The organism is Psychrobacter sp. Ps1, assembly GCF_022129425.1.
In the GTDB taxonomy this organism is placed as follows: Bacteria; Pseudomonadota; Gammaproteobacteria; order Pseudomonadales; family Moraxellaceae; genus Psychrobacter.
In genome coordinates this window covers 1-15,342 of record NZ_JADQAN010000016.1, presented here as the reverse complement: position 1 = coordinate 15,342, position 15,342 = coordinate 1, and the positions used below count along the sequence as shown (strand labels likewise).

15 protein-coding genes are annotated in these 15,342 nt (G+C 43.3%); 7 read left to right on the top strand and 8 right to left on the bottom strand.

Annotated features, from left to right (window positions below; genetic code table 11):
* Nucleotides 1–37: 37 nt before the first annotated feature.
* The 3 genes from I3249_RS09290 (at nucleotide 38) to I3249_RS09280 (ending at nucleotide 3,754) form a co-directional block, all read left to right on the top strand.
* Entirely contained in the window at nucleotides 38–847 is an 810-nt protein-coding gene (locus I3249_RS09290) for a HesA/MoeB/ThiF family protein (protein WP_238069701.1), read from the top strand.
* Between the two features lie 170 nt (nucleotides 848–1,017).
* Nucleotides 1,018–2,361 (top strand): AarF/ABC1/UbiB kinase family protein, encoded by a 1,344-nt coding sequence (locus I3249_RS09285; RefSeq protein ID WP_238069699.1) that lies wholly within the window; start codon nucleotides 1,018–1,020, stop codon nucleotides 2,359–2,361.
* A gap of 127 nt (nucleotides 2,362–2,488) precedes the next feature.
* Nucleotides 2,489–3,754: a YbfB/YjiJ family MFS transporter gene (locus I3249_RS09280; protein ID WP_238069697.1), complete on the top strand. Its 1,266-nt coding sequence runs from the start codon at nucleotides 2,489–2,491 to the stop codon at nucleotides 3,752–3,754.
* On the opposite strand, the gene I3249_RS09275 is transcribed toward I3249_RS09280, so the two are convergent.
* Nucleotides 3,751–4,239 carry an Lrp/AsnC family transcriptional regulator gene (locus I3249_RS09275; RefSeq protein WP_101204823.1) on the bottom strand — a complete coding sequence of 163 codons (489 nt, stop codon included), beginning with the start codon at nucleotides 4,237–4,239 and terminating at the stop codon, nucleotides 3,751–3,753. The two genes, I3249_RS09280 and I3249_RS09275, sit on opposite strands and share 4 nt — an antisense overlap.
* 221 nt (nucleotides 4,240–4,460) lie before the next feature.
* Here I3249_RS09275 and leuA point away from each other — a divergent pair, with 221 nt between their 5' ends.
* Both leuA and I3249_RS09265 read left to right on the top strand, forming a co-directional pair.
* Nucleotides 4,461–6,245: a 2-isopropylmalate synthase gene (gene leuA / locus I3249_RS09270; protein WP_160021915.1), complete on the top strand. Its 1,785-nt coding sequence runs from the start codon at nucleotides 4,461–4,463 to the stop codon at nucleotides 6,243–6,245.
* 217 nt (nucleotides 6,246–6,462) lie between these two features.
* On the top strand, nucleotides 6,463–7,098 hold the full coding sequence (locus I3249_RS09265) for a hypothetical protein (RefSeq protein WP_238069695.1): 636 nt from the start codon (nucleotides 6,463–6,465) through the stop codon (nucleotides 7,096–7,098).
* Nucleotides 7,099–7,238: 140 nt separating this feature from the next.
* Here I3249_RS09265 and accC read toward each other — a convergent pair whose 3' ends face one another.
* From accC to I3249_RS09245, 4 genes are all read right to left on the bottom strand, one after another.
* Nucleotides 7,239–8,600, bottom strand: a complete 1,362-nt coding sequence (accC, locus tag I3249_RS09260; protein ID WP_057759692.1) for an acetyl-CoA carboxylase biotin carboxylase subunit — start codon at nucleotides 8,598–8,600, stop codon at nucleotides 7,239–7,241.
* A gap of 125 nt (nucleotides 8,601–8,725) precedes the next feature.
* The gene (gene accB, locus I3249_RS09255) at nucleotides 8,726–9,148 is read right to left on the bottom strand and encodes an acetyl-CoA carboxylase biotin carboxyl carrier protein (protein ID WP_101204416.1); all 423 of its coding nucleotides are present in this window, start codon (nucleotides 9,146–9,148) and stop codon (nucleotides 8,726–8,728) included.
* A gap of 240 nt (nucleotides 9,149–9,388) precedes the next feature.
* The gene (locus I3249_RS09250; RefSeq protein WP_238069751.1) at nucleotides 9,389–10,756 is read right to left on the bottom strand and encodes an MATE family efflux transporter; all 1,368 of its coding nucleotides are present in this window, start codon (nucleotides 10,754–10,756) and stop codon (nucleotides 9,389–9,391) included.
* A gap of 369 nt (nucleotides 10,757–11,125) precedes the next feature.
* Entirely contained in the window at nucleotides 11,126–11,605 is a 480-nt protein-coding gene (locus I3249_RS09245; RefSeq protein ID WP_238069693.1) for an EVE domain-containing protein, read from the bottom strand.
* Nucleotides 11,606–11,968: 363 nt separating this feature from the next.
* Here I3249_RS09245 and hemW point away from each other — a divergent pair, with 363 nt between their 5' ends.
* Nucleotides 11,969–13,279, top strand: coding sequence for a radical SAM family heme chaperone HemW (gene hemW / locus I3249_RS09240; protein WP_238069749.1), 1,311 nt, complete (start codon nucleotides 11,969–11,971; stop codon nucleotides 13,277–13,279).
* A 101-nt stretch (nucleotides 13,280–13,380) separates the two neighbouring features.
* Here hemW and I3249_RS09235 read toward each other — a convergent pair whose 3' ends face one another.
* Entirely contained in the window at nucleotides 13,381–13,521 is a 141-nt protein-coding gene (locus tag I3249_RS09235; RefSeq protein WP_201579925.1) for an entericidin A/B family lipoprotein, read from the bottom strand.
* 257 nt (nucleotides 13,522–13,778) lie between these two features.
* On the opposite strand from I3249_RS09235, the gene I3249_RS09230 reads away from it, so the two are divergent.
* Nucleotides 13,779–14,339 (top strand): tRNA (cytidine(34)-2'-O)-methyltransferase, encoded by a 561-nt coding sequence (locus I3249_RS09230; RefSeq protein ID WP_201571845.1) that lies wholly within the window; start codon nucleotides 13,779–13,781, stop codon nucleotides 14,337–14,339.
* Nucleotides 14,340–14,542: 203 nt separating this feature from the next.
* On the opposite strand, the gene I3249_RS09225 is transcribed toward I3249_RS09230, so the two are convergent.
* Nucleotides 14,543–14,899 (bottom strand): TusE/DsrC/DsvC family sulfur relay protein, encoded by a 357-nt coding sequence (locus I3249_RS09225; protein ID WP_101204421.1) that lies wholly within the window; start codon nucleotides 14,897–14,899, stop codon nucleotides 14,543–14,545.
* The gene (locus tag I3249_RS09220; protein ID WP_238069691.1) at nucleotides 14,896–15,225 is read right to left on the bottom strand and encodes a hypothetical protein; all 330 of its coding nucleotides are present in this window, start codon (nucleotides 15,223–15,225) and stop codon (nucleotides 14,896–14,898) included. The genes I3249_RS09225 and I3249_RS09220 overlap by 4 nt, the downstream gene beginning before the upstream one ends.
* Between the last annotated feature and the right edge of the window lie 117 nt (nucleotides 15,226–15,342).

The window sequence follows — 15,342 nt, the reverse complement described above, 5'->3', positions numbered from 1 at the left end:
TTTTTTGGTAGTAGGTTTCTTTGATTATAGGTTGTAGATGAATATGGTAGAAGAGATGGTACAGCTATCGGATGATGAGCTGCTCCGTTATGCTCGGCAAGTTTTATTAGACGGTTGGGATATGGATGCTCAGCTGCGATTAAAGACAGCACGTGTGGTCATAATAGGGGCAGGCGGCCTTGGTTGTCCTGCTTCTGAGACATTAGTGCGTGCTGGGGTAGGTTATGTCCATCTGATTGATGATGACGAGATTGAGGCGAGTAATCTACAACGGCAAACGCTGTTTTTGCCAGAAGATATTGGTCAGTCTAAAGCACTGACCGCAGTGCACATGTTAGCGCGCATCAATCCTTTGATAAAGGCTCGCGGCATAGTCGCACGATTAGACGAATACAACGCTTATGCATTGCTCGATATGGCAGCAGGCAAGCCTGACTTACTCTTAGACTGTACGGATAATTTTGCCACACGCGACATCATCAATCGTATTAGTGTACGCTACCAGATTCCCTTGTTATCTGCCTCAGCGATTGCGATGCAAGGGCAGTTAGCACTGTTCGAACCTCAGCTCGATACTGGTTGCTATCATTGCGTGTTTGGCTCAGTGGTGCTTGACGAAGCCGCTGACGAACGTACGTGTGCCAACTCTGGTGTGCTAGCCAGTACCACTGCCGTCATGGGCAATTTGCAAGCCAATACTGCACTGCAATATTTAGGATTAACCAAAAATCTACTGACAAACAAGCTGCTCATATGGGATGGTAGTCAGATGCAGCAGCGGCTGATGGGCTATCGAAAAGACCCACAGTGTCCAGTCTGTAGCAGTCCTATAGTCAATCCTCTATAAATTGGATACGGTGTCAGGCTTGCTTAGTCTACGAGTTGTAGTACTTTCACTCGCCTTCCTTGTATCCAAATTATATTGAACCGACTATAACTGAATAATCTGATTTTAACGCATTTTTATATTGTATTGCCTATCTTCAAACATCCCTCTTATTACCATAGTTGTTTTTTATGAAAATTCATCGTCCGCATTTATTAAAGCATACTTTTAATGTCATGAACCGTGTTCGCCAAACAGCGAGCGTAGCAGGTCTGTCTGCGCTAAGAGTGGCAAAAGGTGAGAAACCTGACGCAATGCTACTCAAAGAAACCTTTGAGCAGTTAGGTACGACTTATATCAAAATCGGTCAATTTATCGCCAGTACACCGTCGCTGTTTCCACGTGATTATGTTAAGGCATTCCAGAGCTGCTTGGATCAAACCACGCCATTGTCTTATGCTTATATCGAGCAAGTGCTAAAAGAGGAGCTAGCGACTGACGGTATGACGCTCGCTGATAAGTTTGCTCATATTGACTCAGAGCCGCTAGCATCCGCCTCTATCGCTCAAGTGCATGCGGCACGATTGCACAATGGTGATGAAGTAGTGCTAAAGGTGCAAAAGCCTGACGTCGAGACCATCATGCAGACTGACTTGGGTGTATTACATGGTGTAACTAAGCTCCTTGAGATCCTGATGCCATCGATGAAGTTTGCGAGTATTGCACCGATTATTGATGAGATTCGCCTGCGTATGCTTGCCGAGACGGACTTTATCGCTGAAGCCCAGAACATCCGCGATTTTCAGCAGTTCTTAGCGGTATCAGGTAATACTCGTGTCGTTGCACCAACTGTCTATGAAAAGCTGACTACCAAGCGTGTGCTAACGATGAGCCGTCTATATGGCGTTTCTATGGTCGATGAATCGCTCATGCGCCAGTACTGTGCAGATCCTGCCCAAGTCATGGCAGACACTTTGAACACATGGTTTGCCAGCCTCATGCTGTGTAACAGCTTCCATGCTGATCTGCATGCGGGCAATTTGATGCTATTGACCGATGGCCGTATTGGATTTTTGGATTTTGGTATCGTCGGTAAACTAAAAGCTGAGAGCTGGCGTGCGTGTATGGGCATGATGCAAGCCATGCAAGACAGTGACTACCAAGCCATGGCGCACCATATGATTGATATGGAAATGACGCATGGTGGCAATAAAGTCGATGTGACTGCACTTGGGAATGACTTACAGCGTATGATGATAACCATCATGGCAGAAGATAAAACCTTTACCAGCGGTGTACCTTTTAATAGTAAAGAACAAGCTGATGAGCTCAATAAAATGATGCTTGAGATTGTCGAAGTTGGCAAACGTCATGGCATCCATTTCCCACGAGACTTTGCTCTATTGACCAAACAGATGTTGTATTTTGATCGGTTTATGCGTACGCTAGCTCCAGATATGGATATGTTTAGCGATCAGCGGGTACAAATGCTAGGGCAAGATACGGTAGAGACGCCAACGTTAGACGTATCATAGCTTTCTCGGATACTTTATGCTTGCCTACTATATTTAATAACTTCTCTATTTCTGTGTTTATTTATTACTGCTTTTGACTGTCTAACACAAAAGATTGTGTGCTAATTGCCGCAAAAATGGCTCTGTCATGATGACTGCTTTTAAAAGCCGTATGGTCCCGACGATTACCAACGAAACTGCCATTGCCTGTATCGGTATGTACTGCATGGCAGTCGTTATGGGTTATGGTCGCTTTCTTTTTACCGCCACCTTACCTGATATTATGGTGCAATTGTCGCTATCAACGACGATTGCAGGCTGGCTGGCATCAATCAATTATATCGGCTACTTTATCGGTGCGCTTATTGCTATGTTTGTGCCTCAGCGCTCAACGTGGCAGGCCATGACGCTGTGGGCGATTATTAGTGTTATTACAACGATGCTACTCGTCATACCAAATATGTCGCTCATGCTATGGTATATCATTCGCTTAATCGCAGGCATTGCAAGTGGCGTGGCAATGATTCTAAGCTCGTCGTTTGTGATTCAAACCCTCAGCCCTGAGCGCCGTTCTGTATTATCAGCAGTCCACTATGCAGGTATTGGTGTCGGCATCAGCGCCTCTGCCATCGTGACGTGGTGGCTATTAAAGTTAGGCTATCACTTCGATGTAATTTGGCTAGTCGCAGGCGTCACCAGTTTGCCACTTGTATGGCTACTTTATGCGATAAAACCAAGACGAGTACAGACTGTTGATTCACAGCAGATTGATGTCAAACAGCACGTGTCAGTGCACCAGACCTATGTAAACTTTAAACGCTCCTTATATGAAGCCATCTCTGGACATCATAAAGCGCTTGCTTTACTTTTCGTCAGCTACGTACTGGCAGGGTTTGGTTATATTAGCTCGGCAACTTTTTTGCCCGTCATGGCAGCACAACGTCTAACAACACAGATGTATGCTGGATTGATGATTTGGTTGGTCGTTGGTATTTTTGCGATGTTGTCAAACCCCCTATGGGGCGCGCTTGCTAAACGTATCGGTGAGATAAAAACCTTAATGGGGCTAACAGTATTGCAAGCATTTGGCATGTGCTTGCCTATATGGTTTGATGGTGCACTTGGATTGTATGGTAATGCTGCGATTTTGGGATTGACCTTCGTCGGTATGGTATCGATGACACTGACGCTGTTTAAAAACATCAATCCTGCCTATTCTAATTTACTGATTGCTTTGGCAACGTTGGCTTATGCATTGGGGCAGTTTTTGGGACCTTTGGTGACAGTGGCACTGGCAGGGAGAGATGGCAATTTCAATGCAGGGTTGCTTGTCGCTGCTATCGGATTAATGATCGGATTTGTACTATTGGTATGGTTTCGTCGACAGTCGCCAAAGACAGCTAAGCTCGTCTAAACCACGCTACGGCTAAATACTTCTCGTAATTCAAAACTGGTATGAACTTGGGCCACGCCTTCGATACGATTGAGGCGATGCAATAAAAACTCTTCGTAATGTGTCATATCACGTACCCTGACCTTAATCAGATAGTCTTCCGTGCGTCCTGTGACAATACTACAGCTAATGACTTCCTCAAAGCTCTGAACTTTGCGTTCAAACTGCTCAAAACGTTCTGCTGTATGTTGATCCATACTAATAGCGATAAACACGGCTAGCGGATAGCCAAGTTTTTGCGCATCGGTTTTGGTATGGTAGCCAGTGATTATGTTCGCATCTTCTAAGCGTTTGATACGACGTGCGCAAGGGGTGGCAGACAGGTTGACGCGTTCAGCGAGTTCAGTAATACTCATGCGTGCCTGCGTTTGCAATAAGTGTAGTAACTGTCTATCTATCTCGTCTATATCTGCAGTTCTTGTACTATCAATATAATTGTCTGGCATTTCTTAAGCCTTAATAGTGGATTTATTCGATTATAATGTCTAAATTGTGTTTTTCCACTAAAATAACAGAAAATAAAGTAAAAGAAAGCAGGTTTCTCTCCGTTAAACTTTGATATTATTATGGTATGAACACTAGTTATCTCGTATGATAAATACTGATTTAATCAACAGTTAATCGCCTAGCTAAATATATAAACAACCAAGTCATCTAAGGATTGATTATGTCTGACCAAGCCACGCACACTGCAGCCACAGGGACTGCAAAGATCACACCAAAAAGTGCTGCTTTTGACTTCCGTAAATACCGTCCATTTGCATTTGCGCCATCGCTGCCAGATCGTACGTGGCCGAGCAAAACAATTGAGAAGTCACCGATATGGGCAAGTGTGGATCTGCGTGATGGTAACCAAGCACTGATTGATCCGATGACCATTGAACAAAAAATGCGCTTCTTTAAGACTTTAGTAGATGTTGGTTTTAAAGAGATTGAGATTGGTTTTCCGTCAGCGGCGCAGGTAGAGTTTGACTTTGCGCGTAAGCTTATCGAAGAAAACCACGTACCTGAAGATGTGACGTTACAAGTATTGGTACAAGCGCGCGAGCATTTGATTGCCCGTACTTTTGAATCATTGAAAGGCGCTAAACGTGCGGTTGTCCATGTTTATAACTCAACCAGCCGTGTACAACGCGAAAAAGTCTACGGCAAAGATAAAGCTGAAATCAAAGAGATTGCGATTGCAGGTGCCAAGCTATTGCAAGAATATGCAGCAAAGTACCCTGAGACAGATTGGGTATTTCAGTACTCGCCAGAGAGCTTTAGCCAGACAGAAACTGAATATGCCGTAGAGGTTTGCGATGCTGTGTGTGACGTGTGGCAACCACAGCAGGGTCAGGAAGTTATTTTTAACTTGCCAGCAACCGTTGAAGCCTCTATGCCCAATGTCTTTGCTGATCAAGTAGAGTACTTCTGCCGCAATCTAGCCCAGCGTGAGCATGTGATTGTGAGCTTGCATACCCATAATGACCGTGGTTGTGCGGTAGCAGCAGCTGAATTGGGCGTACTTGCAGGTGCAGATCGTATCGAAGGCACATTGCTTGGTAACGGTGAGCGTACAGGGAATATGGATATCATGGTTATGGCCATGAACTTGTTTAGTCAAGGTATCGATCCTGAACTCGATTTTAGCAACATGAGTGAAATCGTACAGGTTGTGAGCGAATGCAATAACTTACCATTGCACCCTCGTCATCCTTATGTAGGCGAGTTGGTCTTCACGGCATTTAGTGGCTCACATCAAGATGCTATCAAAAAATCTCTCGACTACAATGAAAGCAATCAGAGCGAAACAGACAACGTCTGGGACGTGGCTTATCTACCCATTGATCCTGCGCACATTGGCCGTAGCTACCAAGATGTGGTACGTATCAATAGCCAGTCGGGCAAAGGCGGCGTCGCATATATCTTGCAGCGAAACTACGGTTTCAACTTACCACGTTGGATGCAGATTGACTTTAGCCGTGTGGTACAAAAGCAAGCTGAAGCAGCGGCACGCGAGCTGCAGAATGATGAAATCTTGCAGACCTTTGAGGATACTTACTTGCAGCAAGGCAAGTTTGAGCTGCTAGACTATAGCGTCAACAATAAAGGCGGCGCGGTTTACTTTAGTGGTCAGGTGCAGATGAATAGCGATACCATCGATATTGATGGTACGGGTAACGGCCCATTGTCATCGTTTATTGACGGACTTGCACAGCATACGGGCAAATCACTACATATTATTAACTATGCAGAGCATGCGATTAACCCGCATCATAATAGCGGTAATGGTATCGATGATGATACCAATAGTGATAACAAAACCAATGCCAACGCTGCTGCTTATATTCAGTTAAATGTCGATGGCGAGGTATACTCTGGCATCGGTACTTGTAGCAGTACGGTATCAGCCATGCTAAAAGGGGCGTTATCAGCCTTTGCTCAAGCGCTAAACACAGAAGCTGCTTAGTGTTAAGTAGTCATTGATATCACGCAGAATTCTGTATGCTAATAACGCCATCGCTCCTTGTTTCTAGCAAGTAAAGCGATGGCGTTATTTTTTGCTATAAATACCTATGAAATTCCGACAACAGGTTTATGAGCAATAGCATAATGTTACTTGTGTTTTTGGTGTCTAAGATTTACGCTAATGCATATATTAAAATATTATAAATAAAAGGTTAATTATGGAACCTATCTCATTTGCTTCATTCACACTGGCCTCTATTTTGGCCTCAATACCTGCAAATGGTGAGGCTATTACCAAGCCGACAATCACCACTCATATTAGTCCAGCCATCGCTGGACAGTGGGAAATAGACTTGGACAGCAGCGCTCATTCTACTCACGCCATGATGACCAAGGAAGCGGAAGCTAACCAGTCGGCATCAAATAGTGTGCAACAGCTCAGCAGTGTAGAGCCTAAGGTAACGGCAGGCATGGACGGCGGCGTACTGACTCAAAGTGAAGAGCGGGTTCTAAACATTCAACCAGCTACTAGCAAAAACTTACTTGCGTCAGTTGGTCAGTCTGACCAGTGCCGCGAGCTATATAACTTTAGTGCGGATAATGAGATGTGGTCTGTCAGTGGCAAGGAGTGGACATACGGACGCTATCTGGTCACCCACCGTGAAGAAGGGCTGCCAGTTATTGCGATCAAGACTGTTTATGATAATAATGAAGTGGATTGTTCAGGCAATCAGATCGATCAAACTGATGAAGCGTTGATTGCATTTATCAATCATGATGGCAACCAGATGCAATGGTGTGCTGACCCTGATGGTAACGAATGCTTTATGAACTTCAATAGAGTGTTGCCATAATTAGAGATGCTCGTTGCACTTTATGTATGATTGATAGCATATTGATGACATAAAAAAACCGCTATATTAATAGCGGTTTTTTTATGTCTGTTTTAATTAAAGTCGCGACTAAATTAAGCGAACTCTATAAGTATTTCAGCTTACGAATCTTTTTTAGCTTTATTTGCAGTCAGCAGCTCTCTTTCGAGATAGTGAATGTTTTGCGCTTCACGAGTAAAGTTATCATCCGCCAAAATCACATCACGATGCAAAGGTATATTGGTTTTGATACCTTCGATAATCAGCTCATCAAGGGCATGTACTGTCTTAGCAATAGCTTGCTGACGAGTTTGACCGTGACATATAAGCTTACCAATCAATGAATCGTAATAGGTCGGTATCTCATAGCCAGGGTATAGATGAGAGTCAAAGCGAATACCAGAACCACTTGGTGTGAACAGTTGGCTGATAGTGCCCGGGCAAGGTACGAAAGTCGCTGCATCTTCGGCATTGATACGACATTCGATCGCATGACCTTGGATCTCAATCTCACTTTGACGATAAGACAGGCCGTAACCAGCTGCGATTTTGAGCTGCTCGACGACAACATCAATACCAGTAATCATCTCAGTCACTGGATGCTCAACCTGTACACGAGTGTTCATTTCAATAAAGAAAAACTCGTTATTTTCAAATAAGAATTCAAACGTACCAGCACCGCGATACTTAACAAGCTCGCAAGCTTTTACACACGCCTTTAAGATTGGCTCACGTACATCATCTGGGATGTCTGGAGCAGGTGCTTCTTCTAGTACTTTTTGATGGCGCCGCTGTAATGAGCAATCACGGTCATATAGATGGATAGCATTACCATTACCATCGCCTAACACCTGTACTTCTACGTGGCGCGGGTTTTGTAGATAGCGCTCCATATAGACAGTGTCATCACCGAACCAAAGCTCAGCTTCTTGTTTAGCAGCTTGTACTTGACCAATCAATTCGTCAAAGCGTTCAACCACACGCATACCGCGTCCACCGCCGCCAGAGGCCGCTTTAATCAATAGTGGAAAGCCGATATTGCGAGCTTGCTCTTCAGCATTATGCAGAGTCACAGCGCCAACTGAACCAGGTACAGTTGGTACGCCAGCTTTTTTCATAGCATTGATGGCAGAAACTTTGTTGCCCATAAGGCGAATATGATCAGCATTAGGACCAACGAAGGTCAATCCTGCTTCTTCTACTTGTTCAGCAAATTCAGCATTCTCAGACAAAAAGCCATAACCGGGATGGATAGCATCTGCACCAGTGATTTCAGCAGCGGTCAAGATGGTATTGATATCAAGGTAGCTTTGGTTAGCATTAGGCTTGCCAATACAAATTGCCTCATCAACAAAGCGCAAGTGCATCAAGTTAGCATCCGCAGTAGAGTAGACACCTACCGTTTCGATACCTAGCGCTTTACAGGCGCGGACGATGCGCAGGGCAATTTCACCTCTGTTGGCAATGAGCAATTTTTTTATCATGGGTTCATCCTTGTCGAAGCGTCAGTCATTGACTGAGTTTCGATACATAGCATCATGTTATTTAGCATTGACGCGGTATATATACCAAAAGTCAGCCATAATGAAATAAAGTATGGCAAATATCGTTACGCTTTATAGCGTATGACAGGTTGACCGAACTGTACGACTTCAGAGTTATCTACCAAGATTTCGTCAACAATACCACTTTGAGTCGCTTCAAGCGGGTTCATGATTTTCATGGCTTCGATAATACCTAAAGTATCACCTGCCTGAACCTTTTGACCGACTTTCACAAATGGTGGGTCATTAGGGCTTGGTGCTGAATAGAAAACACCAACCATTGGTGAAGACTCAACGCTACCCGCTTTTTCTGCAGGTTTGCCTTCAACAGCGGCAGCAGGAGCAGCGCTCGCAGCCATCATAGTTGGCGCAGGCGCGTCATAGTGACGAGTTAAGCTAATATGCTCGTCGTCAGAACTGATTTCTAAATTAACCAGTTCACTTTCTTCCATAAGGGCGATGAGGGTGCGTATTTTTTCAATATCCATAGTTTTTATCTGGCCTTGTACTAAATTCGAGAAATAGTGTAACTAAATATTGTCTAATTAATTGCTAATGATACCTAGATTCAGGGCAATGAGCAATCAATGTACAGTTGTTAACTGAGAATTTTTACATATTTTGACGTAAGCCATCTTTTTAGCAAGAAAATATCCAGGATTTTTCATAGTCTGTATGATCAAATGACGCTAACAATGATTATAAAATGCAATCAATAAGCAATTGGCTTAACCCCATAGCATAGTTAAGCGTTTTTGCTGATAGCGTAGACGCAAAGTAAGTAAAATAGATGATAAGAACAAACCTGTAATCAACGCCATCCAAAACCCTTGTGCACCAACGTCAGTGAAACGCACTAGATAGACGCCAAGTGGTAGGGCAACTAACCAATAGCAAAAGAGCGTTACCCACATCGGTATAGTGGTGTCTTGCATACCGCGCAATATACCAGCGACGTTAACCTGCCAGCCATCAAATAACTGATAGGCGAGTGCAAAGATAAGCAAATGCATAGACTGGGCTCTAACTTCTGGATTATCAGTGAATGCTGCTGCCAGTTCTGGTCTGAATAGCCATATCCCAACCATACAGGTTAAAGCGATCAATACGGTCCATACCAGTCCAGTAGCTTGCACTTGGCGCAGTGCCAATAGGTTTTTTTGGCCAAATCGATTGGAGACCATGATAGTGAGCGCCATGGCGACCGATATCGGTATCATAAATAGCTGTGAGGTCACTGACAGTGCCACTTGATGCGATGCTGTTGCTAGCTCACCCAAGGGACTGATAACGAGTGCGCCTAAGCTAAATAAACTGGCTTCAAAGAAGATAGAGATGCCAATAGGAATACCAAGTTTCAACAGCTTTTTTATCTGTGTACGATTGGGGCTAGAGAAGCCATAAAAAAAGCGCGTGCTCACAAATTCGCGGCGCTTTGTAAAGCTAGTATAGGCTGCAAGCAATAGGACATTTATCCACAATACCAATGCTGTCGCCACCCCGCAGCCTGCACCGCCCATTTCTGGCATCCCAAATAACCCATGAATAAAAATATAGTTCAAAGGAATGTCTGCGAGCAGGCCAATGATGCTAATGACAGTCACAGGCTCAGGACGACCCAATGCCTCACAATAACTACGTAGAACGGCATATACAGCGAGCGCTGGGAAACCAAATGAGACACCATGTAAATACTGCGTCGCTATCGGCTGAATGTTTTCTGGGACACCCATAATGCCAAGAACATTGGGAGCCAAATTGACAATGATAAAACCGATAATGCCAATGACACCTGCGGTCCATAAGGACTGCTGCGTGATATGCGGTACTTGGCCATGCTGGTCTTGACCAATGGCTTCACCAATTAGAGGCGTGGTTGCGATAAGCACACCTGTGGCCAATAGAAATAGTGGTAGCCAAATGCCAGACCCAACGGCTACTGCAGCCAAATCAAGCGCCGAAACTTGACCTGCCATGATGGCATCGACCACGCCAAGTGCGGCTTGGCAAAACTGAGTGATTAAAATAGGGAGGGCGAGTATGCCTAGACGTAAGCTGTAGCTTTTAAAATCTTTGAAAGACAATGGAAAAACCATGGTAAGCAACTTTTTATTCTTTGCGGTAATTGTTATTAAGGTAGTTATTATTAATAAACAAACACTGCTATCAATCGACTAAGACTGACGCAGTAAGGAGAGTAGTGCCGACGATAATACTCCGATAAATAATATGAGCAAGCTTATAATGTTGCATAAGTAGATAAGCAGAGTATGAAAATAAAAGTAAAGACACTAAAATAAAAATAACCCGTCGATCCAAGTAGTGGATTGACAGGTCATATACATAATAAGATGGTAAAGAAGCCACACTATGATGTCAACGCTTTAGCGCCGCTATGTAGGTATTAATCTTAGGTTTTTTGTACTCTATTTCATAGTTAATGGATAACAGCCAATTCAATGAGTTTACTCCGGCAACAACTCAAGTGTCTCCGCCATGTCCATAATCGCTCGCCAATGTTTGGGCTCTAATGGAATCACTGTTAATTGCTGACAGCCTTTCCTTAGTAATAAAGAATCTTCCAAAGCTGGCAAAAACTTTAGCTCTGATAGTGGTAACACCTCTGTAAAAGCTTGTTCAAAAGTGAGATCGACTATATACCAGCGAGGTTCCTCTTCAGTCGCAATAGGATCATAATGACGATGCTCAGGGTGAAACTGAGTTGGATCAGGATACCCTGCTGTAATCACTGTCATGATACCAGCGACTCCAGACGGTTTGGCGCTAGAGTGATAAAAGAACACCTTGTCGCCAACTTTCATATCATCACGCATAAAGTTACGCGCACGGTAGTTGCGAACGCCGTCCCAACCGTCGGTGCCCAAGCGTTGCAAATCTTCAATACCAAAAAATTTAGGGTTGGATTTCATTAACCAATACGCCATATATTTGTCCTTCAATTTTCTATTTATTCTCGAATTAACTCTTAAAATTATTAGAGTTAATTTTTATCAACTAACTTTTTATTAACTCACTATCTACAGACCGGCTCTCAAACATACTTTCATTTTTAATAGCGTTTTTTCTTAGTAGGGTCTGTTTTTAATAGAACTTAGGGAGAGCATCTATATGCTGCCCATAAGTTACCATGATGAATAGGGGATTTGTACATGGCTTTGTTAATAGTTTTATGATAGATAGGCTTTTCTTTATCTCATCTAGTCGCTATCCTAGCGTTACTTTTGATATCGATCATTATTGCTCACTACAAAATAAGTTTATTTATGCCCAAAGTAAATACAGACAGCATGCCAAACGACCTGAATGCGTTAAGCCTTACTGAACCAACGACGGATACTATCGAGGTCAATGTGACAGACATTCCATTGTCTCTTTACATTCACATCCCGTGGTGTGTGAAGAAGTGTCCTTATTGCGATTTTAATTCGCATGAGCTACCGATGGACAGCGAACTATCCATGTATGAAGATTATGTCGATGCGTTACTGCTAGACGCCGCAATGCAGCAGCCTTTAACTCAGGGCCGAAAAATTGGTTCGATATTTATTGGTGGTGGTACGCCGTCTTTGCTACCTATTGCTCAGTATCAGCGATTGTTTACTGGGTTACGTGCATGTTTTGAATTTGCAGAAGACATCGAAGTCACGATGGAGGCCAATCCCGGCACGCTTGAGCATGCACCATTTGCGCAGTATTTAGAGGTCGGTATCAATCGTCTGTCTATCGGCGTACAGAGCTTTGCCGCTGATAAGCTAAAGGTACTGGGGCGTATCCACGATCCTGTGCAAGCGTTATCAGCGATTCGCGCTGCCAAAGCGGCTGGATTTGCACGGGTCAACGTCGACCTGATGCACGGTCTACCGCAGCAAACCATGAATGAAGCGCTAGAAGATATCCAAATGGCGCATGATGCTGGCGCAACGCATATCTCTTGGTATCAACTGACTATTGAGCCAAATACCGTGTTTTACCGTAGCCAGCCTATTTTACCCGATGAAGACAATTTGGCAGATATCGAACAAGCAGGGCAATCGTTATTGCAGCAATTAGGCTATAGTAATTATGAGGTGTCGGCATGGACAGGTGCGTCAGATAAACCATGTCGTCATAATATCAACTATTGGCAGTTTGGCGACTATTTAGCAATCGGTGCTGGTGCACATGGTAAAGTAACGATTGGTCGTAACGATAGCAATGGTAGTCATTCGTCAGACGTAAAAGATAAAATGCAAGATGACTTGTTAGTAGCGTCAGGTATTTATCGCTTTAGTAAATCACGTTTGCCAAAAGATTATGTAGTAATAAGTCCAGATACCACAGAGATGTCTGATATACGCCAAATCACACCAAAGATGGTTGGCTGGCAAGCGATTGATCAAGAGGAGTTAGTGAGTGAATTTATGCTAAACGCGCTGCGCTTACATGGCGGCGTCGCTTGGTCACTGTTTGAAGAGAGAACTGGATTAACCATTGATAGTATTGCTGAACAAGTAAACAGTCTGGTCAAACAAGGGTTGTTGGTAGATAGTGATACGCAGTTGCAACCGACGGTATTAGGTCAGCGTTATCTCAATCAGATATTACGCGCGTTTTTATAAAATCGTGCTTGAGTAATTGTTTAACAGCAGCGAAGTAAGAACACAAAAAAGACTTATCAAATGAATGATAAGCCTTTTTAAAAATCTAAAAAAAGCAGACCTTAGATTTTATCTTGTACGTCTTGTGCGCCGCCAGTTACAGCATCACCAGCGCTTGATACGTCTTGGCCAAGGCCTTTAAACGTGTTGCAACCAGTTAGAACGAACATAGCAGTTAAAGATGCGATGATTACTTTTTTCATAATAGTATCCTCAAAGATAAATGAATGGTTATAAATAACAACAGTGACGCTAAGCATCGTGCTCAAGCTTCACTGAAGGGGTATTGGATGAGACAGTCATACATAAATGCTATCGCGCTATCCATTACAGACATCATAATGAAAGTTAAAAACGCTGCACAGTATCAAAATGTAATTATTGGCAGTAAACTGTAACTTTCGATTACCTACCGCTCATAAATTTAAATAATAGAGCGTTGAATATTTGCGGAGTAAGAATGACCATCCATATCGTGCTAGTAGCACCAAAAATGCCGAGTAACACTGGCAATATTATTCGACTGTGTGCCAATAGCGGGGCACAGCTACATTTAGTTAGACCATTAGGGTTTGAGCTTGATGACAAAAAGCTACGCCGCGCAGGTCTGGATTATCATGAATATGCTCATTTACAGGTGCATGATGATTGGATAGCTGCAAGGCAAGCACTACAAGCTGCTGACTGCCATGTCGTTACGGCATTGACAACCAAGCTTAGCAAACCGTTTTACGATTATGACTTTGGTAAAAACTCGGACTCTGACGCATCTGATAATTCTGCTATGCCTAATATTGCGCTGGTTTTCGGTTCTGAGACAGCAGGTCTGGCAGACGATATACGTGAAGATATCGGTGCTAATAATTGGCTAAGACTGCCCATGCTAGCTGACTCGCGTAGTTTGAACTTATCAAATAGCGTAGCCATTTGTTTGTACGAGATATGGCGACAGCAAGGGTTTACAGGCGATGAAGGTCGTAGCGTTGGTTATGAGACATTGACAGTCTATGACCCAAAATAGCTATGTGTTTAAACAATAGCTATAGACTTAGAAATATTTGCGTACTCAATGAGCAGTGAAGTATTAGATACTGCTCATGCACATATGATAATTTTCTAGTGCGCCATCGATTGTATCTTATCGCTTATCATATCTTATCGCTTATCATATCTTATCGCTTATCATATCTTATCGCTTATCATATCTTATCGACTATAAAGCACTTATAAACAGTTTGGTGGTTTTGGTAGTCCTGCTAAGCGATTGACATGACGCGCAACCAAACCTGTGTTAAACAATTGCTGTAGCTTTTGATTGCTAATATCGAGTTCTGGTAAAGTCTTTTGTAGCCATTTGATTAATGGACGGGTTGCTGGCGCGTGATTAAATTTATCAAAAAACGCGCGCACTTGTTGCAAAATTTCTAAATGCTCATCGCTCAGATTAACCTCTAACGTGTCTGCCAATTGCTGTGCGATAGCAGGTGTCCAAATCGTATGGTCACACAGATGACCGTCTTGATCTAATTCGATATTAGCCGCTGATAATGTAGCGTTGTGAGTGGTCATGTCATTACTCATAAGGCAATCGTCACCACTTTATCAAACTGACTGCTCTGAGTCAGTTCGACCCATTCTGCGTCGGTTAAAACAGCAGTCAACTTAGTCTCTAAATTAAGCTTACCAGTTGTATTTGCCGTGAGCTGTGCGATGTCATCTGCTAATGCGTAAATACCAGCAATACCATCTATATCGCTATCATTTAAATAAGCATTGAGCCAATCGATAAAAGCAGGAGTGCTGCCGAGCAACATAATACTATCGCCTTTGCGCCAAGTGCGAGACATCTCTTCAGTACTGCGTCTAAGGGTAGCCATCGTGCTATGCAATTGATATAAAGTTGCCATAAAAGTGTCCGATTACGTGCTTTATTATTTTATAAATATAACCCCACTCTCAACTTCGAAAGTGATTGAAAAAAGAAGAGCACCTCACTAATCTATTGTTTTCGACCAAGAATACAA

Bases quoted from the DNA above. Each gene is read 5' to 3' on its own strand.
- I3249_RS09290 (WP_238069701.1), top strand. From the start codon at position 38: ATGAATATGGTAGAAGAGATGGTACAGCTATCGGATGATGAGCTGCTC.
- I3249_RS09285 (WP_238069699.1), top strand. From the start codon at position 1,018: ATGAAAATTCATCGTCCGCATTTATTAAAGCATACTTTTAATGTCATG.
- I3249_RS09280 (WP_238069697.1), top strand. From the start codon at position 2,489: ATGATGACTGCTTTTAAAAGCCGTATGGTCCCGACGATTACCAACGAA.
- I3249_RS09275 (WP_101204823.1), bottom strand. From the start codon at position 4,239: ATGCCAGACAATTATATTGATAGTACAAGAACTGCAGATATAGACGAG.
- leuA (WP_160021915.1), top strand. From the start codon at position 4,461: ATGTCTGACCAAGCCACGCACACTGCAGCCACAGGGACTGCAAAGATC.
- I3249_RS09265 (WP_238069695.1), top strand. From the start codon at position 6,463: ATGGAACCTATCTCATTTGCTTCATTCACACTGGCCTCTATTTTGGCC.
- accC (WP_057759692.1), bottom strand. From the start codon at position 8,600: ATGATAAAAAAATTGCTCATTGCCAACAGAGGTGAAATTGCCCTGCGC.
- accB (WP_101204416.1), bottom strand. From the start codon at position 9,148: ATGGATATTGAAAAAATACGCACCCTCATCGCCCTTATGGAAGAAAGT.
- I3249_RS09250 (WP_238069751.1), bottom strand. From the start codon at position 10,756: ATGGTTTTTCCATTGTCTTTCAAAGATTTTAAAAGCTACAGCTTACGT.
- I3249_RS09245 (WP_238069693.1), bottom strand. From the start codon at position 11,605: ATGGCGTATTGGTTAATGAAATCCAACCCTAAATTTTTTGGTATTGAA.
- hemW (WP_238069749.1), top strand. From the start codon at position 11,969: ATGCCAAACGACCTGAATGCGTTAAGCCTTACTGAACCAACGACGGAT.
- I3249_RS09235 (WP_201579925.1), bottom strand. From the start codon at position 13,521: ATGAAAAAAGTAATCATCGCATCTTTAACTGCTATGTTCGTTCTAACT.
- I3249_RS09230 (WP_201571845.1), top strand. From the start codon at position 13,779: ATGACCATCCATATCGTGCTAGTAGCACCAAAAATGCCGAGTAACACT.
- I3249_RS09225 (WP_101204421.1), bottom strand. From the start codon at position 14,899: ATGAGTAATGACATGACCACTCACAACGCTACATTATCAGCGGCTAAT.
- I3249_RS09220 (WP_238069691.1), bottom strand. From the start codon at position 15,225: ATGGCAACTTTATATCAATTGCATAGCACGATGGCTACCCTTAGACGC.